Genomic DNA, 21,612 nt, shown 5'->3' with positions numbered 1-21,612 from the left:
CGCAGCCCCGGTGGCGTGGATGCCACCGGCATCCGTGTTCATGGCACTGGCAGGTGCGCAGATGCGGCGGCAGCAAATCGTGCCGCGCGTGGTGGGCCAGGTGTGCCAGGACTGCGGGCCGGGCCGCAGAGGCTGTGAGGGCGTGACCGCGTGGTGCGCACAGGGGGCAATAGAGCACGGGTCCGCCCTGCTGCGGGCGTAGTTCCACGGTCCAGGTGCGCCGTACCGGGGGGCGCAGGGTGCACAGCCTCATGGGGCGCCCGTTCCTCCTGCCTTCAGCCGGGAGCCGCCGCCACCCGGGAAGTTGGCGGGGTGTCGGCGGCACACCGTAGTGCAGACCTTTGCCCTGTGGCATGCGTGGCGGCCACCTGCAGAAATAGGGCAGAGGTCTGCACTGACAGGGCATGGCTCTGCACCGTCGGATGGTGGAGTGACGATCTACCCGCCCGACCCGAACCTCACCGCGCTCCGCCTGGAGCTCGCGCGGCTGAGGAGCGAACGCGGCTGGAGCTACGACGAACTGGCCCGCCGCAGCGGCCTGGCCAGGCGCACCCTCATCGAGATCGAGCAGGGCCGCACCATCGGAACCCTCAAGACCTGGCACGCCCTCGCCCACGCCCTGAACGTCCCCGTCGACAAGCTCTTCGCCACCCTCTGCGAGGGCCACGAGCCTCCCGCCCCAACGGAATAGCCTCCGCCTCGCCGACGGCGAATCACCCCGACGAGTCAGCGGGAGCGAACGGGCATACGACGGTTCGAGTGGTTGTTCCCTCGGATTGATCCGATCGCAGGACACTGACGGCACCGACCGCGTGTCTGCGCCGCGCCGCCTGTCACCTTCGCCGCTATGAGCTCCACCACTGCCTCATCCGGCCGCCGTTGGGACGGCACCCCGATCCGCCCGCACCGTCTGCGGTCCCTGCGGCTGTCCGTGACCAGCCCCAGCCGTCTCCTGTGCACGGCTCGGACAAGCTGCTGCCGCGACTGCGGCAACCGCATCACCTGGCACCACCGCACCGACCACCGGCCCATCGGCATGCACCCGCGGGAACTGCCCGCGGCCGCAGTGCCGCTTGCCTGTCGCTGGCATGTCGACTCCGGCATCGCCCACCCCGCCGGCGACGGCACCCCGTGGTGCCGAATCCCGCACCGCGTCCTGTGCCCGGCCCACCCCACCACCACACCGCTCACGCCGCAGCTCGAAGAGCTCCGCCGACACCTCGCCGTACACACCCGCCGCCTCACCGACAACGGCTCGTTCACCCCACGACCCGCCGCCACCAGACCCTGCGACCCTGCTGCGTGCCGGCCCGCCCGGCCCGTCGTCCAACTCCTCTACGGCCGCTACCTCGCCGCCTCGCCCCTGGACGACATCCAGTGCGTGGCACAGACCCGCACCCGCCGCCGCTGCACCCAGCCCATCCTCGACCCCACCCACCAGGCCGGCACCTGGAAACTCCTGCCCGCCACCCCCGCCCACGGCCAACTCAGCCTTCCCGCCACACCCATGGCCGTCTACGACCTCAGCCACCTGCCCTACACCGAACAACTGCGCTGGCGCACCCAGCGCTGCCCCCTCCACGCCGCCACCCACAGGGCGCCCGACCTCGCCCTGACCGGCTGGGAAGTCTTCGACCCGCTCATCCACCACCCCCACATCCACACCCGGCTCCCCGACACCGCACGCAGCCGCCCGCACGGGACACGGCCCTGCCGGACGACGCCCGCCCACCGGGAGTCGTAACCGTGCCGCACCACGCCCTTGAGATCACCCTGACCAGGCCCGCCAGCCAGAGAGAACTCGACCACGCCAGCCGCCTCACGGCGCTCGCCGCCAACCACGACAGCACCCGCCTGCTGACCCTGACCCAGGCAAAGACACCCCGCCGCGCCCTCAACCGACTGCGCCGCACGCTCCACGAAACGCTTCCCATCGACATCCTGGCCACCCACTACCCGGACACTCACGGCCAGATCACCCTCAACGTCGCCTTCACACCCGCCACGGACGCGGTCGTCCGCAACGCCGCATCCCACCACGGCCAAGACGTCGAGACCTTCGTCGAGCAAGCCCTCACCGACGCACTGCAGCGCATCGACCGCCAGGAGGTCGAACGCCTCACTCACGCCCTGCAGGCCGTGCTGTCCGCCACCAGTCGCGACCGCCTCCTCGCGGCCGCAGCCCGAGCACTCGCCACCCCGGAAGCCACCACGTGCTGAACCTCACCGACGAACAGACCGCTGCCGCCGACCGCTTCCACGCCGGAGACCACCTCGTCCTCCAGGCCGGGGCCGGCACCGGCAAAACCACGACCCTCGCACTGCTCGCCCACGGCACCAGACGCCGCGGCCGCTACCTCGCCTACAACCGCGCCATCGCCCAGGACGCCGCCACCCGCTTCCCGGCCACCGTCACCTGCAAGACCGCCCACGCCCTCGCCTACGCCGCCCTCGGCCACCAATACCGGACCCGCCTGAACGCCCCACGCCAACCCGCCTGGAAAACCGGCCAAGCCCTCGGCATCACCACACCCATCCGCATCGCCGAGCGTGACCTCACACCCCGCGCCCTCGCCCACGCCACACTCCGCACCCTCACCCGCTTCTGCCACTCCGCCGACCCCGCCCTGCGCCGCCACCATGTCCCCCGCATGCGCGGCCTCGAAGCCCCCGGCCAGCACGCCCAGCTCGCCAAGGTGGTACTGCCGTTCGCCCAGAAGGCATGGAAGGACCTGCAGGACCCCGATGGGGGAGTGGTGCGCTTCGAACACGACCACTACCTCAAGATCTGGGCCCTCACGAGCCCGGTCATCGAAGTCGACTTCCTCCTCCTCGACGAAGCCCAGGACACCAACCCCGTCGTCGAACAGGTCTTCAACGCACAACGGGCGCACGCTCAGTTGGTGATGGTCGGGGACTCCGCTCAGGCCATCTACCACTGGCGCGGTGCCCGTGACGTCATGACCGGTTTCGACGGCACCACGCTCGCCCTGTCCCAGTCCTTCCGCTTCGGGCCCGATCTCGCCGCCGAAGCCAACCGCTGGCTCGCCCTCGCCGGATCACCTATCCGCCTCCATGGCAGCACCAGTCTCACGACCGAACTCGGCCCGCTCGAACAGCCTCACGCGGTCCTGTGCCGCACCAACGTCGGAGCCATGACCCACGTCATGCAGTCCCTCGAGGCTGGCCAGCGCGTCGCCCTCGTCGGAGGAGGGGAGAGCCTGCGCTCCCTCGCCCTTGCCGCCGACGACCTCAAGTCCGGTCGACGCACCCACCACCCCGAACTCGTCCTCTTCGACACCTGGGGCGACCTCCAGGACTACGCCGCACACGACCCCGCCGGAGGCGACCTCCAGCCCTTCGTCGACCTCATCGACAAGCACGGCACCGACGCCATCCTCAGCGCTGTCGACCGACTCGACGACGAACCACAGGCCGACGTGACCGTCTCCACCGCCCACAAGGCCAAAGGCCGCGAATGGCCCACCGTGAAGATCGCCGACGACTTCACCCCACCCAAGGACACCGACCAGCGCGACGACAACGGTCACCCCATTCCAGGGCCCATCGACGACGCCGAAGCCCGCCTCGCCTACGTCGCCGTCACCCGCGCCCGAGCATGTCTTGATCGCGGCGGCCTTTCATGGATCGACCATCACCCCGGTCCCCCATGCGAGAGCGGCTGACCGTAAGCACAGGCGTTTGCGGGCTACCGCGAGGACGACTGCCGATGGGAGGAGAACGCCATGATCGGCGTGCTGCAGGGAGGGGACCTGCAGCATCTCCACTTGCAGCCCGGCAGTCAGCCTAGGGCGCCCCAGTGCGTTAAAGCCCGTACAAGGCCCTGGTACTCACTGCACCAGCCAGGGTGATCAGCCCGCTGCAGTATGTGCCGACGGGCTGCCGTACACGGCGTAGGCGGTCGGTTCGGGTCTCGGCCTTCCTCGCGGACGGCGAGGCGAGCCGCCAGGGAGGCTTCGCCGAGCGACTGCGTTACAAGGTGCTGATAGAACGCCTTCGCGAAGGCGAGTGGATCCGGAGCGCTGCGCGACGGCCGGCCTCTAGCCGCCCGCGACCTCAAACACGGGCGCCCGCACCAGCCATCCCGAACCCGTCCTCTGCGTTTCCGGGATCCACGGCGCCCTCAGCCGTGTTCCTCCTGCAGGATCACCCCGGTTTCGGCTGCTGCCTGCTGCAGGAGTTCTCCGAGGTGGCGGATGTCGGGGCGCCGGGACGTGCCGCTGCGGCTGACGGTGTAGATGGTGCGGGTCACGGGGTGGAGGAGGGGGTGCAGACTGATCGGCCCCGGCGTCGCGTCCGGGAGAGTCATGCGGGGCAGGAGGGCGGCTCCCGCCCCTGCGGCAACCAGCGCCGCCAGCACGGAGAAGTCGCTGCTGCGGGACCGGATGGTCGGAACGAATCCGGCCGCACCGCAGGCACGCTGGATCATCTCGTAACAGGACGTCTCCGGGCCCGGCGTGAGCCAGGAGCTGCCGGAGAGGCGCGCCAGGTCCACGGGCTCGCCCGGCCCGAGTTTCATGCGGGCGGCGTGATCGGGGTGGAGCGCGAGCAGGACGGGTTCCTCGAGGAGCTTGGTCTGCTCGCATCCGGCGGGGAAGTCCCGCGGCAGGACCGTGTACCCGTGGACGACGGCCAGGTCGACGTCCCTGCGGCGCAGCGACTCCAGGGCCGCGTCGGGCTCCTGCTCGAGGAGCTCCAGCATCAACGAGACGTCGGCTCCTTCCTCCGTGCCGAGGATGCGCTTCCAGAGCGGAGCGATCAGAGTGCGGGCCGCGGAGGCGAAGGCGGCGATGCGGACGATGCCGTGACCGCCACCGCGGATGGCCTCCAGATCGGACTCGGCGGCAGCCAGATCGCTCAGCACGATGTCGGCGTGGGACACCAGCAGCTCACCGACATGGGTCAGGCGCAGGGTGCGCCCCTGCTTCTCCACGACGGGCAGCCCCACTTCCCGTTCCAGCGCCGCGAGTTGCTGGGAAATGGCGGGAGCGGTCAGATGCAGCGCCTGCGCCGCTGCCGCGACCGTGCCGTAGGTGGACAGGTAGTGCAGGATCCGGAGTCGTCTCACGTCAAGCATGAAGGCTTCCTTACGTATTGCATCTGAACAATCAAGCATAGCCTTCTATCGGCCAAGGGGTCGCCCTGGTTCTCCCGGCGCTCCCGGGCGACCCGCCGCCTCCAGGCCCGTCGGTCTCCCTGGGTATCGGTCGCGCCGCACCCCCTCGAATAATTCAGACATTCTTCTCAATCAACTAAAAATAACTAACTAGACCTTTTGTCTCATTCCACGCATCGTAAGAGATGTGTATGCGTACATCGGCTCCCGCGGCTCCCTCGACCGGCACATGCCCCGGCCCGGCGGGGCGGCCCATCCGTCCTCGCGGAGTTGCGGACGCTGACGTGCATCGACCGGCTGCACTGGCGGCCGTCCCACGCCTGGTCGCAGGTCTGCCGAATCGACGGATTGGCCGTCATCGGAGTCCACGCGTCCAACCCTTGAATGGCGAGTATCCCCAGGAGGTTCACCATGTCTGAAATGATTCCGCCGCACTCCCGGCGGACATTCCTTTCCGCCTCGGCCGCGGCGACGGCTGCGGCGGTCGCGGGATCTTTCGGTCTGTCGCCCGCCCAGTCGGCTGCAGCGGTACCCGGGAGGGGGGCCGGCCTGGGTTCGGCAGCGGGCGGGAGCATCCGCCCCTTCCGTGTCCACTTCCCGGAGAAGGATCTGGTCGATCTCCGTCGGCGCATCGTGGCCACGCGCTGGCCCGAGAAGGAGACCGTCACGGATCAGTCGCAGGGCACGCAGCTCGCGACGATGAAGCAGCTCGCGCGCTACTGGGCGGAGGAGTACGACTGGCGCAAGGTCGAGGCGAAGCTGGAGGCTCTGCCGCATTTCATCACCGAGATCGACGGCCTGGACATTCACTTCGTCCACGTCCGCTCGAAGCATGAGAATGCTCTGCCGCTGATCGTCACGCATGGATGGCCCGGCTCGATCATCGAGCAGCTGAAGATCATTGAGCCGCTCACCAATCCCACGGCATACGGCGCGACGGCGTCGGACGCGTTCCATGTGGTGATCCCGTCGATGCCCGGCTACGGGTTCTCGGGCAAGCCGATTACGACCGGCTGGAACCCCGAGCGCATCGCACGCGCCTGGGCCGAGCTGATGAAGCGCCTCGGCTACACCAAGTACGCCGCGCAGGGCGGCGACTGGGGTGCGATCGTCACCGACGTCATGGCTGTGCAGCAGCCCAAAGGGCTGGTCGGTATCCACACCAATATGGCCTGCGTGTTGCCGCCCGCCATCGAGCAGGCGATCGCGGCCGGCAACCCCCTGCCGTCCGACGTCGTCCTCTCCAACGAGGAGGAGAAGCGTGCGGTCGAGCAGCTGGACTTTTTCTACCGTCACGTCGCCTACGCCCTGATGATGGGCTCGCGCCCGCAGTCGCTGACCGGACTGGCCGACTCGCCGGTCGGCCTGGCGGCCTTCATGCTCGACCACGACAGGGACAGCCTGGCGCTGATCTCCCGGGCCTTCGCCGGACACAGGGAAGGCCTGACGCGGGACGACGTCCTCGACAACATCACGCTGTTCTGGCTGACGAACACGGCGATCTCCGCGGCGCGTCTGTACTGGGAGAACACTGAGGCCGGTATCCCGTTCTTCGGCGCCAGGGGCGTTTCCCTCCCGGTAGCGGTGAGCGTCTTCCCCAACGAGCTCTACCAGGCCCCCAAGAGCTGGGCAGAGCAGGCGTACCCGAACCTCGTCCACTACAACAAGCTCCCCAAGGGCGGCCACTTCGCCGCCTGGGAGCAGCCGGAGTTCTTCGTCGAAGAAGTTCGTGCCGGCCTCCGCTCACTTCGCTAGGTGACCGTGTCCGACCGACGGCACACGCCCCCGCTCGGCGGCACGACCCAGCGGCCCACCTCCAAGCCCCCCGGTCGCCCCTGACTACGCGGCCACCTCGCCCTCACGGACGTCTGGACGCTGAGAAGCTGTGTCTGAGCCTCCATGACAAGTCGTCAGGACAGCACGGTCACGCTGGCGGATGGCGTGGGAGGACGCTCGGGCTGATCACGGTGGAGGGGGATCATCCGTGGGGAGCGCGTCCCGTCGTACAGGGGACCGGTACCCGGTCGAGGTGATCTCCCACCGTGTGTGGCTCCAATTCCGCTCCCCGCTGTCCGTGAGGTGGAGGAGTTGATGCTCGAGCGCGGCGTGATTGTCTCCTGTGAGACGGTCCGGCGGTGGTGCCGGAAGTTCGGGCAGGCCTACGCCGACGGACTGCGCAGCCGCAGGAGGGCTTCCGCAGTACCGGTGGAGCCCAGCGGTTCCTGTCCGCGTTCAGCGGCATCTCACCCCACTTCCAGCCCCGCCGCCACCTGAGGACAGCCTGCGAAATGACCATCTGCTTCGCGATCTGGGACCGGATCACCGGCGCTGTCGGCCCGCCCACCACGGCCTGAACACAGGCCCGGACCGCAAGCCCGCCATGCCCTGGCGCGCCGTCAGACACCCATACATCCGACAACGTGACAGCGCCCTCAGCCGACCGCTACCGCAGATCACGGGACCGGCCGAGTCGTACCCCACACCAAGGAAACAAAGGATTCCCTCATGGACCTGAAACTCGAGCTCATCGTGCTGCCCGTCTCCGACGTGGACCGGGCCAAGGCCTTCTACGAGCAGCTGGGCTTCCGCCTGGACATCGACTACACCGTCACCGAAGACTTCCGGGCGGTCCACTTCACGCCGAACGGCTCGGAGTGCTCGATTGTCTTCGGCGAAGGAACGACCACAGCCGCCCCCGGCTCGACCCAGGGCCTCTACCTGATCGTCTCCGACATCGCAGAAGCCCACGCGGAACTCACCGCCCGCGGCATCGAGGCCAGCGACATCTTCCATGACGCCGGAGGACTCCTCCACCACGGCCATCACGCCGGCGGCGTCATCCACGACGGCGACGGGCAGAAGCGCCTGCCCGGCCTGCACCCCGAACGCGCCTCCTACGGCAGCTATCTCACCTTCAGCGACCCCGACGGCAACGGCTGGGTCCTCCAGGAGGTCAAGAACCGCCTCCCCGGCCGCTGACAACCACACCGGCCGGCCGTGGCCATCACACACCGAGTCGAATAGCGAACCGCCCGGAAAATCCCCGGCACTTCCCGGCGCAGCAACCGCCGTGCATCGCGGAAGTCCCAGATCACCGCACACGGGCCAGCAGCCAAACCGGCAAAAGCCGTAACCGAGTAACAAGCACTAATGAACGGAACAATGATGAGCGAGACCTCCCGTACTTACGATGTGATCGTCATCGGCGCAGGGCCGGTCGGCGAGAACGTCGCCGAACGCACCCGTGCAGCCGGGCTCAGCACCGTGATCGTGGAACGCGAACTGCTCGGCGGCGAGTGCTCGTTCTGGGCCTGCGAACCCAGCAAGGCACTGCTGCGCCCGGTGGTGGCGCGTGCCGACGCCCGCCGCGTACCCGGGTTGAGCCACGCAGTGGCCGGGCCGCTGGACGTCGGCGCCGTCCTCGCACACCGTGACAAAATGTCCTCCTATTGGAAGGACGAAGACCAAGTCGACTGGCTGAACTCGGTCTCGGTCGATCTCATACGCGGTCACGGCCGGCTGACGGGGCCTCGCCAGGTCAGCGTGCAAACCCCTGAAGGCGACACAGTCAGCCTCATGGCGCGGTATGCGGTGGCCGTCTCCACTGGCACCAGCGCGGCCCTCCCCAACATCCCTGGTGTGGACGTCGCACGGTTCTGGACCAGCCGTGCAGCGACCAGTTCCGACCGTGTGCCCGGCCGCCTGGCTGTGGTCGGCGGCGGTGTCGTGGCTGTAGAGATGGCCACCGCTTGGCAGGCGCTCGGGTCCGAGGTAACCATGCTGGTTCTCGAGGACGGGTTGCTGCAGCGGATGGAGCCGTTCGCCGGTGAACTGGTCACCGAGGGGCTGCGCGACGCAGGCGTTGACGTCCGGTTCGGGACGTCCGTGACCCGCCTGGCGCGTGAGAACGGCGAGGTGCGGCTTACCCTCACAGGCGGCGGCGAACTGGTCGCAGACGAGATCCTTTTCGCCACCGGAAGAGCCCCGCGCACCTGGGACCTGGGTCTGGAGACCATCGGCCTCACCCCGGGCGACTGGCTGAAGGTGGACGACACCTTCCGAGTGACCGACGTCGCCGACGGCTGGTTCTACGCCGTCGGCGACGTCAACCACCGTGCCCTGATGACCCACCAGGGCAAGTACCAGGCCCGGATCGCAGGCACCGTCATCGGTGCCCGCGCCAAGGGAGAGCGGGTCGACGACGTCCCGTGGGGCGCGCATGTCGCCACCGCCGACGGGGCGGCCGTACCGCAGGTCGTCTTCACCCACCCCGAGGTCGCATCCGTCGGCCTGACCACCCGTGAGGCAGAGCGAAGCGGCCGCAGAATCAAGGTGGTGGACTACGACCTCGCCAACGTCGCAGGCGCCCAGCAGTACGCCGACGGTTACCGCGGCCAGGCCCGCATGCTCATCGACCTGGACCGTGGCACCGTAGCCGGGGTCACCTTTGCCGGTCCCGCGGTCGGAGAACTGCTGCACTCAGCCACCATCGCCATCGTCGGCGAGGTACCGATCGACAGGCTCTGGCACGCCGTCCCCGCTTTCCCCACGATCAGCGAGATCTGGCTGAGGCTGCTGGAGACCCACCGCGGCTAGGAGAGAGCCCCGGTCGATGTTGCAGGATTTGCCTGGCGGCGGCGATCTGGATGCCTGTCGTCATGGCAGTACAGTCCAGGACACGCCGCAGCACGCAGTCCGCCCGGCGCCGGGTCTTCTAGGTAGCGTGACGTGGTCGCCGCCGATCAGCATGTCGGTCAGTCGTGGTCGGCCACATTCCCGTTCGATTGCTCGGAGGTCGGGGTGCACGCTGCGTGGTGCCCGGCTTCATCCCCTGCAGCCATCCGTTCTCGATGCGCCACCCGCAGACGATCGGGCCCGGCTGCTGCTCGGTCTGCGCGCGGTCAGGGTGGCCAGGACGACCCAGCTGCCCTTCAGGGCGGCGGTCAACGCGGCCTCAGCCACGGCGAACTCGTCCAGGTCAGTGTCCTCAGTGACCAGTGGGGATCTCCCGAACCGTCGTGCCCGGTCGGGCTCGGGTCGGGGCCGACCGGGCTCAGTCGTCGGCGAGCAGTTGCTCGAACGGCGTCGTCGTTTCGTAGGCGCTGAGGACGACGGGCGGGTCCCGGTGTTCGATCTCGCGGACCAGCTCGGCGGCGGCCCGTTCGATGCGTCGATCCAGAGGTACCGCCGTGGTGTCGAGGCCGCCCCAGTCCTCGGGTGCGGCGAACACGCCGGTAGGGACGACGACGGCATGCAGGTGGGTGAAAAGGGGTCGCAGGGCGTGTTCGAGTACGAGTGAGTGGCGTCCGGTCCCGCCGGTGGCGGCGATGAGGGCGGGCTTGTCGGCCAGGGCGGTGTCGTCCAGGGCGTCGGCGAACATCTTGAACAGGCCGTTGTACGAGGCGGCGAACGTGGGCGTCACCGCGATCATGGCATCCGCGCGGGCGACCGTGTCGAAGACGTGCTGCAGTTCCTCGGAGGCGTAGCCGGCGAACATGTGGTTGACCAGGGCGTGACCGTGGTCCCTCAGCTCGACGAACTCGATGTCGACGTCCTCACCGTGCTCGCGCAGCTGCCGGTCGGTGGCCTGTGCCAGCCGCTCGGCCAGCAGTCGGGTCGAGGACGGCTGCCGCAGACCGGCCGATACCACCACCACGCTCCGCCTCATCGCTGAGCTTCCTTCTCCGCCTTGAGCGACGCATGCGTCGGCGCATCCGGGATGTGGGCGGGACGCCCCACCGCGAACTCCTTGCGCAGCACCTGCACTACCTCGCCCAGCATCTCGATCTGCCGCATCACGTCAGCTTGCGGCACCCCCAGCGCGTCCACGACGAACAGCTGGCGCTGGTAGTCGCCGGCGTACTCCCGGTACTCCAGCGTCCGTTCGATCACCTCTTGCGGGCTGCCGACCAGCAGCGCCGTCCGGGCCATCGTCTCCCCCAGAGAGGGGCCGCGGCCGTAGGAGGGTGAGGCGTCGAAGTACGGGCGGAAGTCGCGGACGGCGTGCTGCGAGTTCTTCCGCATGAACACGTGGGCCGCCAGGCCGACGATGGCCTGGTCGGCGGGCCCGTGCCCGTAGTGCTCGAACTGCCTGCGGTAGAGCCCGACCATCTCCTGCACGTGGCGCTTGGGCCACAGCACGTTGTTGTGGAAGAACCCGTCACCGTAGTAGGCGGCCTGCTCCGCGATTTCCGGGCTGCGGATGGAGCCGTGCCAGACGAACGGGGGGACGCCGTCGAGGGGGCGGGGCGTCGAGGTGAACGACTGCAGCGGCGTGCGGAACTTCCCCTGCCAGTCGACGACCTCCTCGCGCCACAGCCTGCGCAGCAGGGCGTAGTTCTCGACCGCCAGAGGGATGCCATCGCGTATGTCCTTGCCGAACCACGGGTACACCGGGCCGGTGTTGCCCCGGCCCATCATGAGATCCACCCGGCCGTCAGCCAGGTGCTGCAGCATCGCGTAGTCCTCTGCGATCTTCACCGGATCGTTGGTGGTGATCAGCGTCGTCGACGTGGACAGGATGATCTTGTTCGTCCGCGCGGCGGCGTAACCCAGGATCGTGGTCGGGGAGGAGGGCATGAACGGCGGGTTGTGATGCTCGCCGATCGCGAAGACGTCCAGCCCGACCTCCTCGGCCAAGTGGGCGTGCTCCACCACGGCCTTGATCCTTTCGTGCTCTGTGGCGGGCCGCCCGCTCACAGGGTCGGGCACCACATCGCCCACACCGAAAATTCCGAATTGCATCTATGCCTCACTCTGTCCAATGGGATGTCAGGTTGATGATCGATACGCCGAATCGGGCAGCTCTTGCTCGGCCGGCGATGCCGCTACGGCAGGCGGCGTCAGTGCTGCGGGGGGCCCACGGCGTCCAGGGTGGTCCGCACCGGCGCAGGACGATGCCACCCGCGCGTTCGCCGCCACGCGGGCCTGATCCGTCCCCGTAGCCGAGAAGGGGCGGTGGCAGAACCGGCCGCTCGACTGGGTCGCGGGCCGCCGAGGATGTCGAGCCGGCCCAGGGTCAGGTGCGCGTCAGCAGGACAACGCTGGCGACCAGCGCGCCGAGGGCCACAGCGGCAAGGCCGTAGCGCAGTCGGTGTGCCCGAATGCCGGGCAGATAATGGTCAACTGCGAGGCGGCCGGGGCCTGTGATGGCCAGTGCCGCCGCTCCTGCCGCAAGGGCGAGTTCGTACTCCACGCCCGTCGGGACGAAGAAGCCGCTGCCCCATTTCACGGCCACAGCGTTGATCATTGTGCCGACGACTGCCGCTCGGGCGAGAGGGGTCAACAGGCCAAGGGCGAGGCCGAGTCCGCCGAGCAGTTCGCTCAGCCCGGCCACCACAGCCATCGCTTCCCCCGACGGATAGCCGACGGACGTGAAGAACTGCTCCGTGCCTTCCAGTCCACCGCCGGAGAACCAGCCGAACAGCTTCTGCCCGCCGTGGCTTGCCATGGTCAGGCCCAGGGCCAAGCGGATCAGCAGCAGGCCAACGTCGTAGGCGTGCAGCAACGTCCCAGGCTCATCGGCACGGAGGTTGAAGGAGCCGGATTGGTTCAGTGTGTTGCTGGGCGAAGAGGACATGTGTGAACCCATTTGGTAGGAGCGTGCAGTTGGTGGCCCACGGTGTGCGAGCAGGAACTCGTATCCGGGTGTCGGCTGATGGGCGGCACGCCGACGTGGGCGAATGGGAAGGTCAGTACAGCGTCTTCTCTGCTTCCTTTGTGAACGGAACGAAGCCGTCGACCCGGCCGTCCAGCACCTTCCTGGCCCATTCGGGATCGGCCAGGAGTGCCCGTCCGACCGCGACGAGGTCGAACTCATCGCGCTCCAATGCTTCGGCAAGCCGTTCCAGCCCGGCCGGCGCGGCACTGTCCTGGGTGAGGTCGCCGTCGAGGCCGACCGAGCCGACCGTGATGGCGGCCTTGCCGGTGAGCTTCTTTGCCCAGGCCGCAAGGTTGAGGTCGGACCCCTCGAACTCCGGCTCCCAATAGCGGCGGGTGGAAGCGTGAAAGGCGCTGACGCCGGCATCGGCTATGGGAGCAAGCACCGCCTGCAGCTCGTCCGGAGTGTCGGCCAGCCGGGCGCCGAAGTCGTAGCCCTTCCACTGGGAGAAACGGAAGATCACCGGGAAGTCCTGCGAGACTCTCTCGCGGATGGCCTCGACGATCTCGGCAGCGAACCGTGTCCGCGCCACCGGGTTGCCACCGAATTCGTCCGTACGCCGGTTGGTGTAGGACCACAGGAACTGGTCGATGAGGTATCCGTGCGCCCCATGGAGTTCGACTCCGTCGAAGCCGATCCGCTCCGCGTCTGCAGCCGCCTGCGCGTAGGCGCCGATGACCTCGTCGATGTCCGCGCGGGTCATGGCACGACCGCCACGGTCCGTGCCGGTGAGGGTGAGGCCGGACGGCCCCATCGCAGGCGCGTCTTCGAACGGCGTCAGGTTCGGATCCCGAAACATGCCGATGTGCCACAACTGCGGCACGATGCGTCCGCCGGCCGCATGCACAGCGTCCGCCACCCCGGCCCAGCCGGCGAGTTGCTCCTCACCGTAGAAGCGAGGCACGGCAGCATCCTCGCCGGCTGAAGGATGGTTGACGTAGGTGCCTTCCGTGATGATCAGACCCACTCCGGCAGCAGCACGGCGCGCATAGTAGGCGGCTACATCCTCGCCCGGGACTCCTCCAGGCGAGGATGACCGGGTCATCGGCGACATGGCGATCCGGTTGGGGACGGTCAGTCGCCCCAGGCTGAACGGCCGGGACAGGGCCCGTGTTGCGGGGGCTGTCACTGTGATGCTCCTGAACTGTATAGGGAAGCAGAGGAAAATGGTTCGGAAATGAATTGCACCGGACCTGATGAAGGTCCGCTGGAAGTTACCTTCTGCAGGTTCCGCGTAAGAGATCCCCGCTGGCTTAATCGGCGCGGCGACGATGCCTCGACCGTCTGACCAGCGGCCAGACGGTCGAGGCAGCAGAACCAAAACGCAGGATTCTCCTTGGCGTATTGCACGGCCAAGCTCGGGCAGCCGCGGGCGCCGTTCTTCGAGGGCTTCCTCGTCAGCCTGGGCTGCTGAATTTTTCACGATGGCGATTTCGAGATCCGCGTGACCGCAAACTGCGGCAGGCTTCTTGCGTGGCAAGTCTGACAGCAGTCCGAGTGCCAACTGCCCGAATCGATGCTTGGGTCCGACCCGCGCGAACCGTCCCGCTATCCGGCCTGTCAGGTTCTCAAACGTCTCCTGCCGGCGGGCGGAATCTACCTGTGACCTGCGGCCAGCACGATCGTTTGCCTTCCAAGATCACGAACCGGGTCGTACGGTCTCAGACCTTGAGGAACCCTGAAGTCGCTGGAGGAAGGCCGTGAAATCTGCGTCGGACCAGTGATCGATGATCTTATGGTCCTGAATACGGTCAACTGTTGTGGCAGTGAACGACTCGTACCGTCCGGAAGCAGGGATACCGAACAATTCCCCCGTGTGGTGCCCGCCCAGGCGCCAGCGCGTCGCCACCTTGTCCTTCTCCCAGACCTGGTCGTACACCGTTATGGTGAGGTCGCCGAACGCTGCGAGAATCTGCTTGTCTGCCACCAACCAGGAGTCGCGGTCGTCGAACCCGGGAACATGCATCACCGCATCCGGATGGATGTAGCGGTCCCATGTCGCATCGAGATCCCTTTGACTGTAGCTCTCATAGAACCCCCGAACGATCTCTTTCGGCCGCTCCCTGCTCGCATCCGTGTCGCTCGCAACCGAGGGAGTGGCAACAGCTACGACCGCCAGGGCAGTCCCAGAAAGAACTCCGCCAAGGATTCGTCGCCGACCGTTAAATGGCTTCATCGCTACCTCCTATTGAAATGTTGTTGAACCGTCATCTGTTGGGTGAATTCGCTCTTCATCGGTTATGTGCCGACCAGGTGTTGCGACGCCCCTCGAATTGACCAACCTCCGGCGGGTCCGTTCCTCAACGGTCCAAGTCCAGGGGGCGGAGCCGCCGGCCTGTGCAGGATCCGGTGCACGGCGATCTAGCCAGGAGAGGCGTGAAGCATGATGCCTCACCCCGCAATGGAGAACTCTTACCGGACGCAATCAGCGTCGGGGGAATCTATCTGCCAACGGATGCAACGAGCGTTCGCCCGTCCGCAAGTTTCGGGCAGAAGTCACAGGCCCACGAAGAGCTTTGTCTCGTTGCGGAGGTCATAAATAAGTCCCTCGGCGTTTACCTTGAACCAGTCGGTACCTCCTGATACGGCCAACTTGCCATCTGGGAAACGCAGGGCAAAAACGTAGGGCAGTTCGATGGTGTCGTCCGAAATGACAGTGGCGTTCCACAGATGCTTGTACGCGGGCCCGGTCTCGTACCATCCCCGGTACATCTCCGCGAGAGCTTCACGCCCGTGGAGCTCTCGCGGGATCGGGCTGGCGACAGTGAAAAGGGCCGAGTATACGTCCTCGGCGAACATGCCGATAAGTTCGTCGAAGGCCTGCGGATCATTCGGAGCCACGTCAACTAGCTCCATATACCGGTTGCCGATGTCGGTCAGTGACTTACTCATTTTTCTTCCCTTCGTTAGGTGCCCGCATCCAGGCGGGGGTTCGAGCTGCGCAGAGGTGGGTGCCGCGGCGGAGATGGGCCAGGCTCATCAGCGTTTGGCGGCCGCAGTTCAGCCGTTGTCACTGGGCCTCGATCCGGCGAGGCCGGGCTGGCAGTTCCGCCGCAGCAGCCGCAGCGCGGAAGCGGGCCGAGCGCGTTCGAGCGCTTCCGCGGGGCGGTCCGATGTGCGCGAGCTTCCGGTAGCGCTACCAGGCGGTCGAGCCGCCGTCGACCGGGTAGTTGGCGCCTGTGATGTATGCCGCCCGGTCAGATGCGAGGAACGCCGCCAACTCAACGACCTCCTCGGGCTGAGCGAAGCGCTTGAGGAGCGTCTTGCTGGTTACCGCGTCCCGGGCCGCCTGATTGTCGCCGAGATCGCGGTCGCTGGCCGGGGTCAGAACGGGCCCGGGACTGATCGCCACCGCACGGATCCCATGAGGCGCACCTTCAAGTGCGAGTTGGCGCGTCATGCCGATGACGCCGGCGTTCGCTGCAGTGTGTGCGAGCATCGGGGGGACGCGGCCGGCGATCATGCCGGCCATGGACGCGACGTTGATGATGACGCCGCCACCGCGCCGGACCAGGTGAGGCCATGCGAACTTCGACACGAAGAAGGGGATGTCGAGTTCGCCGGTTATGGTCACCCGCCAGTCATCGACAGAGAAATCGGGCATCGGGCCGAAGCGCTGATAGGCCGCGTTGTTGTAGACCACGTCGAGCCCGCCGTAGGCGGCCGCGGCGTCCTCAACGACCTGCCGCGCCTGCTCCGGGTCGGAGAGATCGACCGGCGCGATGCCCGTCATTTCACCGCCGGCGCGACGTACCAGTTCGACCGTCTCGTTGTTGGCATCAGCCTGGATGTCGCACCCGACGACTTTTGCGCCTTCTCGCGCAAAGATCAGTGACGCGACGCGACCCTGACCTCCTGCGGTGCCGGTGATCAGCACTACCTTCCCGTCAAGCGTTCCCATAGAGCAGCTCCTTCTAATCGATTCGAAGTGTTTGTGTTGTATCGGAGTGTTTGTGATGTAAATGTCGGCGGTGTTGATGGAGTTGCCGCCGTGATCAAGGCAGGCCGTCAGGATGGCGTTCGACTCGTCCGGGTCAGGGGTCCCAGCCGTGGTCTTCTTCGAACGTCACGGTGCCCAGGGGGAGCGGGCTGACCCGCGCTCCGGAGCGGCTGGTGATGAAGTAGGAATCCAAGGACATGCGTGCGGTGGACCATGCGCTGGAAGGCCCCTTGGAACGCCTTCCAGATCGCCTTCGAGGGCCGCCTGACCCCCACCGACCACACACCTCAAAAGACCAAGATCAGCCACTGATCGGACACACCCGAGCCAAGTTGGTCGCCGCCATGGCTGGCTGCCGCCACTCTCAAGCCGGCCAACTTGCCGATGCGCCCTGAAGAGTGGACTCGGCCGGTACCAGGCTCAGGAAGGTTCCGGAAGCATGAACGTCTGCGTGCCCTTGGTCCCCTCGGCGAACCGCGCGATCTGAGCGTTGTCCAGCGGCGGCGGCGTCTCGCCAGGCCGGACAGGCAGGCAGTACTCGGCGAAGAACTGTTCCTGGCCGGGGGGAGTGAACATGAAGATCAGTCTTGCGGCGTGATTGCCTCTGTTCTTGATGCGGTGACGGGTTCCCCTGGGGATGTGGATGAAGTCCCCCGCGACGGCGGTGAAGATGTGGTCGCCGTCCAGGAACTCAAGTTCACCGTCGAGTATGTAGAACGTCTCGTCCGTGTCGAGGTGAACATGGGCCTGCGGGCCACCGCCCGCCGGAACCGTGGCCTCGATGAAGCCCAACGCCCCGTTCGTCTGCGCGCCCGTTGCCTTGATCGTATAGACGTCGCCTGCTCCCCACACCGTCGGTCCCTGACCGGCTGGCACATGGAACCCACCACGCTTGTTCCAGCGCGGGTCATTGGGGTCCGCTTCGGGCGGTGAAGTGCTCATGAGATCTCGATTCTCATCTGGATTGGGTCTGGATCGTCCCGGCCTCTACTGGGCCCTCGTCGGACTTGCTGTGCCGAATGAGAACAGGCGGATGCTTCGCCATGCGATGGGGCCCACGCCTGTGATGTACGGGCGGGCGGTGTTGCCATGTCCCCAATGTAGCCCCTGACAACATTGTAGGCAATGTCAACAATGGTGACGGCGACCACATACACTGGTGGGCATGCCCAAGCGCCCGTACCACCACGGAGACCTGCGTGCAGCTTTGCTGGAGCGCGCCGAGCAGACACTGCGCGAGCAGGGGGTCGATGCCTTGTCGCTGCGTGAACTGGCCCGCGGGCTCGGAGTCAGCCATGCGGCGCCGAGCCGCCATTTCAAGGACAAGCAGGCCTTGCTCGACGCGTTGGCGCTCAGCGGCTTCGAGCGGCTGGCCCAGGTGTTGGAGGGGGCTGGTGCCACCGGCGGGAGCTTTGAGGAGCGGCTCACCGCGCATGGCCGGGCCTATGTGGACTTCATGAGTAAGAACACCGCACTGTTCGACCTGATGCACGCGAGGACGGGCCAGGTGCAGATGCCGGAGCAACTGGCCGCCGCGGTCAAGCTGGTCAATGCCGAACTCCGCGAATTCGTCGCCGAGGGTCAGGCCGCGGGTGAGGTCGGCGCCGGCGAGCCCGGTCGCATCGTGTGGGTCCTGGCGAGTGCCCTGCATGGCTTTGCCACGTTCCTCAACCGTGGTGTAGTCGACCAGAACACGGCCGACCATGGGCTGGACGACCTGGTCCACTACCTGCTGCACGGGCTTGTCCCGCGGGAGCCGAGTGGCCCCTAGTGTCCTGAGCCGGACCCAAATTGAGCCGTCACCGACACGTAGGCCGTGGCAGCCGGCGTGCCCGCATAAGGGTGCCTTCGCAATCGGGCGCGCCATGCACTCACGACATGGGAAGGAAGTACCCTCGACAACAGCCGCTGGAAGCGGACCCCGGTGTGGTCGTCAGTCGAACAAGCCGCGCCGGCATGCGACGTCGGTGAGCAGCCGGAGCAAACGTTGTCGTCCGTGGTGCAACCGGGATGTCGCGGTGCTCGGGGAGATGCCAAGGACATCCGCTACCTCCGCGGGAGGGAAGTCTTCAACGTCAGCCAGGTACACAACGATTGCCAACTCTCGCGGGAGTTGCCGAAGCGTGGCCCTCACATCACGGTCGGGCAGCCGGTCCAGGGCCTGCGCTCTAGGCGTCCGGGGAACAGGGAACCTCGGGTGTCGTTCTCCCGGCAACCGGCAGCCGGCTCGTCCTGTCGAAGAGTCAGAGCCCTGCGGGCGCTGCCGCTCGCCACTGGCGCCGAGCGCGGTGTCGGCCAGGATCCGGAACAGCCAAACCTTGAGGCTGGTCCTCTCGGCGAACGACCCGAACGCGTCGAAAGCCCGAAGATACGTCTGCTGAACCAGGTTGTCTGCGTCGGCGCGGTCACATGTCATCTGCGTCGCGGCTGCGTACAACCGGTCGAGGAATGGCATGGTCTCGTGCTCGAACCGTACGAGTTCGGTATTTACGAAGGGTGTCCGTGGGCTTCGGCGGCTACTCTCGCCGTTTCCCTCGCCCGTATGCCGGTCCCGGTCGAGACGGCCACTACCGGAGGGGGCTCGGCTCACGTCCGTGGCCTCGGGAAAGTGCGCACTGCGGTGCGGCGATGTCGCCCTTGTCCGGGAAGTTTGAGGTCCCGCAGGCGTTCGGATGCTGCTACTCCACGGTGGCGGCCGTTCGCGTAGTTGGCGTTTACCGGCCGGTACGGGAAGTCGATGGGCTGAGCTATCGATGGGGGCATGGCGTTTTCCAGAACTGAAAATGGGTCTTCCGGCGCAGCGGAGGGGGACTGGGGGAATCTGCGTCACCGGGCGGTGCGGCGACGGCAAAGTGATCAGGTATGTCGCCGTCTCTGGCTGCGCGAACGTGAAACATACGCCTCGGCACCGGACTTGCGGAACCTGATCGCCAGCGTCCGCGTGAGGCTAGTTGTACTCCAAGGCGAAGATACGGCGCTTCGGCCTCGATTCTTGGTCTAAGGGGCGATTCTACTGTCGTGCCCTCTCAGGTCTACCCACGCAGAACGGGCCGTCTCAACCAAGGCTGGCAGAGAGGGACTCGGCTGCCCGCCGAGCTGGAGCCCGTGCAGACGGACGGACACAGTCATCTAGCGAAGCGACCGGAAGCCCGCACAATGCGGTAGAGCCTTCAGCTTCGCCTCCCCCTTGGGCGAGGCGTACTCCGATGCCCAGTAGCGCGCGAGTTCATGATTTGTGGCGAGCTGCGTGCCCTGCACCTGATACATGCTGGTCTCCTTGCTGTTGAACTCTTGGCAGGTTGTAAAGACGGGCTTCAGCGCCGGGTTACAGACGTTTCTCCGCGGGTGAAATGGTCGAATCTCCCGCTGGCAGGCACAGGGCCGTGCGGCCTGTGCCTGTTTTCCGGCGCCATCTCATGGTGGGGTGCGGGTTGCCGCCTCGGTATCCGCTACGTGACCTAGTTTCCGAAGGGGAGATGTCGTTCTTCCTAAGTAACCTGACGTGCCTGACGTGGTTGCTTCCGGTCAAGCGTCACGGCCAGCGCTGATCGACAGCACCCACGTCCGGGAGCTTGGAGCCCGGACGGCCTCGGTCAACGAGGCTCCGCAGTCCCCGCAGGCGCCACCTCCAAGGTCATGCCCGACCGAATCTCAGCCAGCAAGCACCCACCTCCACCGGATGTGGGTGTAGAGCACGAAGCGGATTCCGCAGAGCACCCAGCGATCATCCAGCGCTTTCCGCCCGAAAACGATGCCCGACGCTCGGATCAGCAGCAGTTGGGGCCACGATCACCATGGCCCCGTACGCGGTCGTCGTGTCAGGCAGGGTGAGGGACGGTACGGCGAGCCCGGCGAGTGCGACGGGAACGCTGAAGGCCAGGTAGCTGACGATGTACACCGCGGCGAACAGCTTCGCCCGCTCCGTGGGGCCGGCCAGTTCCGCGAGCGAGCGGAAGGCACTGAGGGAGGAGCTGCCGTACCCCCGTACCCCCGTACCCCCGTGCCGGCGAGGGCGGTCGCGCTCGCCGGATCGCGGACGCCGGCGTAGACCTTGGCCGCGCCGTGGTCGAGGAGTGCCCGGGGGAATGCGCGGCCGATACAACGATTGGCATTCGTCACCAGTGCGACTGATCCCTTGATGTCCATTCGGTCAAGAGGCCGCCCGGTCTCGCGCTGCACCCGGGCAGCCCGCCCCTCAGGCCCCGGCACCCTCGAGGTCGTCACCCCGTCCTACCTCGATTTATTTAGACATTCTTCTCAATTCAGCAAGAACAACTAACTGGACCTTTTGCCTCATGCCGCGCACGGTAAGAGAGGCGTAGGTGCACATCTGCTCCGCAGCTTCCTCACCCCTCGCGGAGTTGCGGACGCTGACGTGCATCAACCGGCTGGACTGGCGGCCGTCCCTCGCCTGATCGCAGGTCTGCCGAATCAACGGATTGGCCGTCATCGGAGTCCACGCGTCCAAGCCTTGAATGGCGAGTAACTCCGAGAGGTTCACCATGTCTGAAATGATCCCGCCGCACTCCCGGCGAACATTCCTTTCCACCCCGGCCGCGGCGGTCGCGGAATCTTTCGGTCTGTCGCCCGCGGAGCCGCGTTCGCCTATGCCGTCCTGCCCACGACGGCGCGGGTGCTGATCTCCTTCACCCCCGACCAGGCCACCAACATCCTGCCCGTCGACGGCTTCCTCGACCTGGCCACCCGCATGGTCGTGGTCTTCGGACTGTCCTTCGAACTCCCCGCACTGCCCAGGAGGCCCCACATGTTCTTCGACATGGGCCCGCTCGAAATCGTCACCATCTTCGTGATCGCGATCGTCATCCTCGGTCCGGACAAACTCCCCAAGATAAGCCTCCCACAGCGCACGCAGGC

19 protein-coding genes and 3 pseudogenes are annotated in these 21,612 nt (G+C 66.7%); 10 read left to right on the top strand and 12 right to left on the bottom strand.

Annotated elements, in window-relative coordinates:
• Positions 1-430: 430 nt before the first annotated feature.
• From ACWCP0_RS32620 to ACWCP0_RS32605, 4 genes are all read left to right on the top strand, one after another.
• A complete protein-coding gene (locus tag ACWCP0_RS32620; RefSeq protein WP_451082358.1) occupies positions 431-691 on the top strand; it encodes a helix-turn-helix transcriptional regulator in 261 nt (86 codons plus the stop codon).
• 156 nt (positions 692-847) lie between these two features.
• Positions 848-1,744 carry a DUF6083 domain-containing protein gene (locus ACWCP0_RS32615; protein WP_451082357.1) on the top strand — a complete coding sequence of 299 codons (897 nt, stop codon included), beginning with the start codon at positions 848-850 and terminating at the stop codon, positions 1,742-1,744.
• Positions 1,745-1,746: 2 nt separating this feature from the next.
• The gene (locus ACWCP0_RS32610) at positions 1,747-2,220 is read left to right on the top strand and encodes a hypothetical protein (protein ID WP_451082356.1); all 474 of its coding nucleotides are present in this window, start codon (positions 1,747-1,749) and stop codon (positions 2,218-2,220) included.
• Positions 2,217-3,686, top strand: coding sequence for a UvrD-helicase domain-containing protein (locus ACWCP0_RS32605; RefSeq protein WP_451082370.1), 1,470 nt, complete (start codon positions 2,217-2,219; stop codon positions 3,684-3,686). Before ACWCP0_RS32610 ends, ACWCP0_RS32605 begins: the two co-directional genes overlap by 4 nt.
• 458 nt (positions 3,687-4,144) lie before the next feature.
• Here the strand turns inward: ACWCP0_RS32605 and ACWCP0_RS32600 are convergent, their stop codons facing one another.
• On the bottom strand, positions 4,145-5,098 hold the full coding sequence (locus tag ACWCP0_RS32600; RefSeq protein WP_451082355.1) for a LysR family transcriptional regulator: 954 nt from the start codon (positions 5,096-5,098) through the stop codon (positions 4,145-4,147).
• A 450-nt stretch (positions 5,099-5,548) separates the two neighbouring features.
• Between ACWCP0_RS32600 and ACWCP0_RS32595 the strand changes: the two genes are divergently transcribed.
• The 4 genes and pseudogenes from ACWCP0_RS32595 to ACWCP0_RS32580 all read left to right on the top strand — a co-directional run bounded on the left by ACWCP0_RS32595 (position 5,549) and on the right by ACWCP0_RS32580 (position 9,733).
• Positions 5,549-6,892 (top strand): epoxide hydrolase family protein, encoded by a 1,344-nt coding sequence (locus ACWCP0_RS32595; protein ID WP_451082354.1) that lies wholly within the window; start codon positions 5,549-5,551, stop codon positions 6,890-6,892.
• A gap of 229 nt (positions 6,893-7,121) precedes the next feature.
• A pseudogene (locus ACWCP0_RS32590) lies at positions 7,122-7,491 on the top strand (hypothetical protein).
• Positions 7,492-7,642: 151 nt separating this feature from the next.
• The gene (locus ACWCP0_RS32585) at positions 7,643-8,116 is read left to right on the top strand and encodes a VOC family protein (protein WP_451082353.1); all 474 of its coding nucleotides are present in this window, start codon (positions 7,643-7,645) and stop codon (positions 8,114-8,116) included.
• A 186-nt stretch (positions 8,117-8,302) separates the two neighbouring features.
• Complete coding sequence (locus tag ACWCP0_RS32580) at positions 8,303-9,733, top strand: dihydrolipoyl dehydrogenase family protein (RefSeq protein WP_451082369.1); 1,431 nt, start codon at positions 8,303-8,305, stop codon at positions 9,731-9,733.
• A gap of 457 nt (positions 9,734-10,190) precedes the next feature.
• On the opposite strand, the gene ACWCP0_RS32575 is transcribed toward ACWCP0_RS32580, so the two are convergent.
• The 9 genes and pseudogenes from ACWCP0_RS32575 to ACWCP0_RS32535 form a co-directional block, all read right to left on the bottom strand.
• Positions 10,191-10,805: an FMN reductase gene (locus ACWCP0_RS32575; RefSeq protein WP_451082352.1), complete on the bottom strand. Its 615-nt coding sequence runs from the start codon at positions 10,803-10,805 to the stop codon at positions 10,191-10,193.
• Positions 10,802-11,881 (bottom strand): CE1758 family FMN-dependent luciferase-like monooxygenase, encoded by a 1,080-nt coding sequence (locus ACWCP0_RS32570; RefSeq protein WP_451082351.1) that lies wholly within the window; start codon positions 11,879-11,881, stop codon positions 10,802-10,804. Before ACWCP0_RS32570 ends, ACWCP0_RS32575 begins: the two co-directional genes overlap by 4 nt.
• 274 nt (positions 11,882-12,155) lie before the next feature.
• Positions 12,156-12,716, bottom strand: a complete 561-nt coding sequence (locus tag ACWCP0_RS32565) for a DoxX family membrane protein (RefSeq protein ID WP_451082368.1) — start codon at positions 12,714-12,716, stop codon at positions 12,156-12,158.
• Between the two features lie 112 nt (positions 12,717-12,828).
• Positions 12,829-13,932, bottom strand: a complete 1,104-nt coding sequence (locus tag ACWCP0_RS32560) for an NADH:flavin oxidoreductase (protein WP_451082367.1) — start codon at positions 13,930-13,932, stop codon at positions 12,829-12,831.
• A gap of 333 nt (positions 13,933-14,265) precedes the next feature.
• A pseudogene (locus ACWCP0_RS32555) lies at positions 14,266-14,414 on the bottom strand (IS701 family transposase); the annotation flags it as partial.
• Positions 14,415-14,436: 22 nt separating this feature from the next.
• Positions 14,437-14,973 carry an ester cyclase gene (locus ACWCP0_RS32550; RefSeq protein WP_451082350.1) on the bottom strand — a complete coding sequence of 179 codons (537 nt, stop codon included), beginning with the start codon at positions 14,971-14,973 and terminating at the stop codon, positions 14,437-14,439.
• A gap of 320 nt (positions 14,974-15,293) precedes the next feature.
• A complete protein-coding gene (locus ACWCP0_RS32545) occupies positions 15,294-15,689 on the bottom strand; it encodes a nuclear transport factor 2 family protein (protein ID WP_451082349.1) in 396 nt (131 codons plus the stop codon).
• Between the two features lie 244 nt (positions 15,690-15,933).
• A complete protein-coding gene (locus ACWCP0_RS32540; RefSeq protein ID WP_451082348.1) occupies positions 15,934-16,698 on the bottom strand; it encodes an SDR family NAD(P)-dependent oxidoreductase in 765 nt (254 codons plus the stop codon).
• Positions 16,699-17,157: 459 nt separating this feature from the next.
• Complete coding sequence (locus ACWCP0_RS32535) at positions 17,158-17,679, bottom strand: cupin domain-containing protein (RefSeq protein ID WP_451082347.1); 522 nt, start codon at positions 17,677-17,679, stop codon at positions 17,158-17,160.
• Positions 17,680-17,902: 223 nt separating this feature from the next.
• Between ACWCP0_RS32535 and ACWCP0_RS32530 the strand changes: the two genes are divergently transcribed.
• Positions 17,903-18,508: a TetR/AcrR family transcriptional regulator gene (locus ACWCP0_RS32530; protein ID WP_451082346.1), complete on the top strand. Its 606-nt coding sequence runs from the start codon at positions 17,903-17,905 to the stop codon at positions 18,506-18,508.
• Between the two features lie 162 nt (positions 18,509-18,670).
• Here ACWCP0_RS32530 and ACWCP0_RS32525 read toward each other — a convergent pair whose 3' ends face one another.
• A complete protein-coding gene (locus ACWCP0_RS32525; RefSeq protein ID WP_451082345.1) occupies positions 18,671-19,192 on the bottom strand; it encodes a sigma-70 family RNA polymerase sigma factor in 522 nt (173 codons plus the stop codon).
• 1,785 nt (positions 19,193-20,977) lie between these two features.
• Complete coding sequence (locus tag ACWCP0_RS32520) at positions 20,978-21,241, bottom strand: hypothetical protein (protein WP_451082344.1); 264 nt, start codon at positions 21,239-21,241, stop codon at positions 20,978-20,980.
• 87 nt (positions 21,242-21,328) lie between these two features.
• On the opposite strand from ACWCP0_RS32520, the pseudogene ACWCP0_RS32515 reads away from it, so the two are divergent.
• Positions 21,329-21,487 (top strand): annotated as a pseudogene (locus ACWCP0_RS32515) (twin-arginine translocase subunit TatC); the annotation flags it as partial.
• Between the last annotated feature and the right edge of the window lie 125 nt (positions 21,488-21,612).

It is taken from the genome of Streptomyces sp. NPDC001970 (genome assembly GCF_053594115.1).
The sequence above is the reverse complement of the archived record's forward strand: the minus strand, read 5'-3'. Positions and strand labels throughout refer to the sequence as shown.

Excerpts from the sequence above, each read along its gene's own strand:
- ACWCP0_RS32600 (WP_451082355.1), bottom strand. The coding sequence starts at position 5,098 with ATGCTTGACGTGAGACGACTCCGGATCCTGCACTACCTGTCCACCTAC.
- ACWCP0_RS32520 (WP_451082344.1), bottom strand. The coding sequence starts at position 21,241 with ATGGTGAACCTCTCGGAGTTACTCGCCATTCAAGGCTTGGACGCGTGG.
- ACWCP0_RS32570 (WP_451082351.1), bottom strand. The coding sequence starts at position 11,881 with ATGCAATTCGGAATTTTCGGTGTGGGCGATGTGGTGCCCGACCCTGTG.
- ACWCP0_RS32550 (WP_451082350.1), bottom strand. The coding sequence starts at position 14,973 with ATGAAGCCATTTAACGGTCGGCGACGAATCCTTGGCGGAGTTCTTTCT.
- ACWCP0_RS32540 (WP_451082348.1), bottom strand. The coding sequence starts at position 16,698 with ATGGGAACGCTTGACGGGAAGGTAGTGCTGATCACCGGCACCGCAGGA.
- ACWCP0_RS32535 (WP_451082347.1), bottom strand. The coding sequence starts at position 17,679 with ATGAGCACTTCACCGCCCGAAGCGGACCCCAATGACCCGCGCTGGAAC.
- ACWCP0_RS32585 (WP_451082353.1), top strand. The coding sequence starts at position 7,643 with ATGGACCTGAAACTCGAGCTCATCGTGCTGCCCGTCTCCGACGTGGAC.
- ACWCP0_RS32525 (WP_451082345.1), bottom strand. The coding sequence starts at position 19,192 with ATGCCATTCCTCGACCGGTTGTACGCAGCCGCGACGCAGATGACATGT.
- ACWCP0_RS32545 (WP_451082349.1), bottom strand. The coding sequence starts at position 15,689 with ATGAGTAAGTCACTGACCGACATCGGCAACCGGTATATGGAGCTAGTT.
- ACWCP0_RS32565 (WP_451082368.1), bottom strand. The coding sequence starts at position 12,716 with ATGTCCTCTTCGCCCAGCAACACACTGAACCAATCCGGCTCCTTCAAC.
- ACWCP0_RS32595 (WP_451082354.1), top strand. The coding sequence starts at position 5,549 with ATGTCTGAAATGATTCCGCCGCACTCCCGGCGGACATTCCTTTCCGCC.
- ACWCP0_RS32530 (WP_451082346.1), top strand. The coding sequence starts at position 17,903 with ATGCCCAAGCGCCCGTACCACCACGGAGACCTGCGTGCAGCTTTGCTG.
- ACWCP0_RS32575 (WP_451082352.1), bottom strand. The coding sequence starts at position 10,805 with ATGAGGCGGAGCGTGGTGGTGGTATCGGCCGGTCTGCGGCAGCCGTCC.
- ACWCP0_RS32615 (WP_451082357.1), top strand. The coding sequence starts at position 848 with ATGAGCTCCACCACTGCCTCATCCGGCCGCCGTTGGGACGGCACCCCG.
- ACWCP0_RS32580 (WP_451082369.1), top strand. The coding sequence starts at position 8,303 with ATGAGCGAGACCTCCCGTACTTACGATGTGATCGTCATCGGCGCAGGG.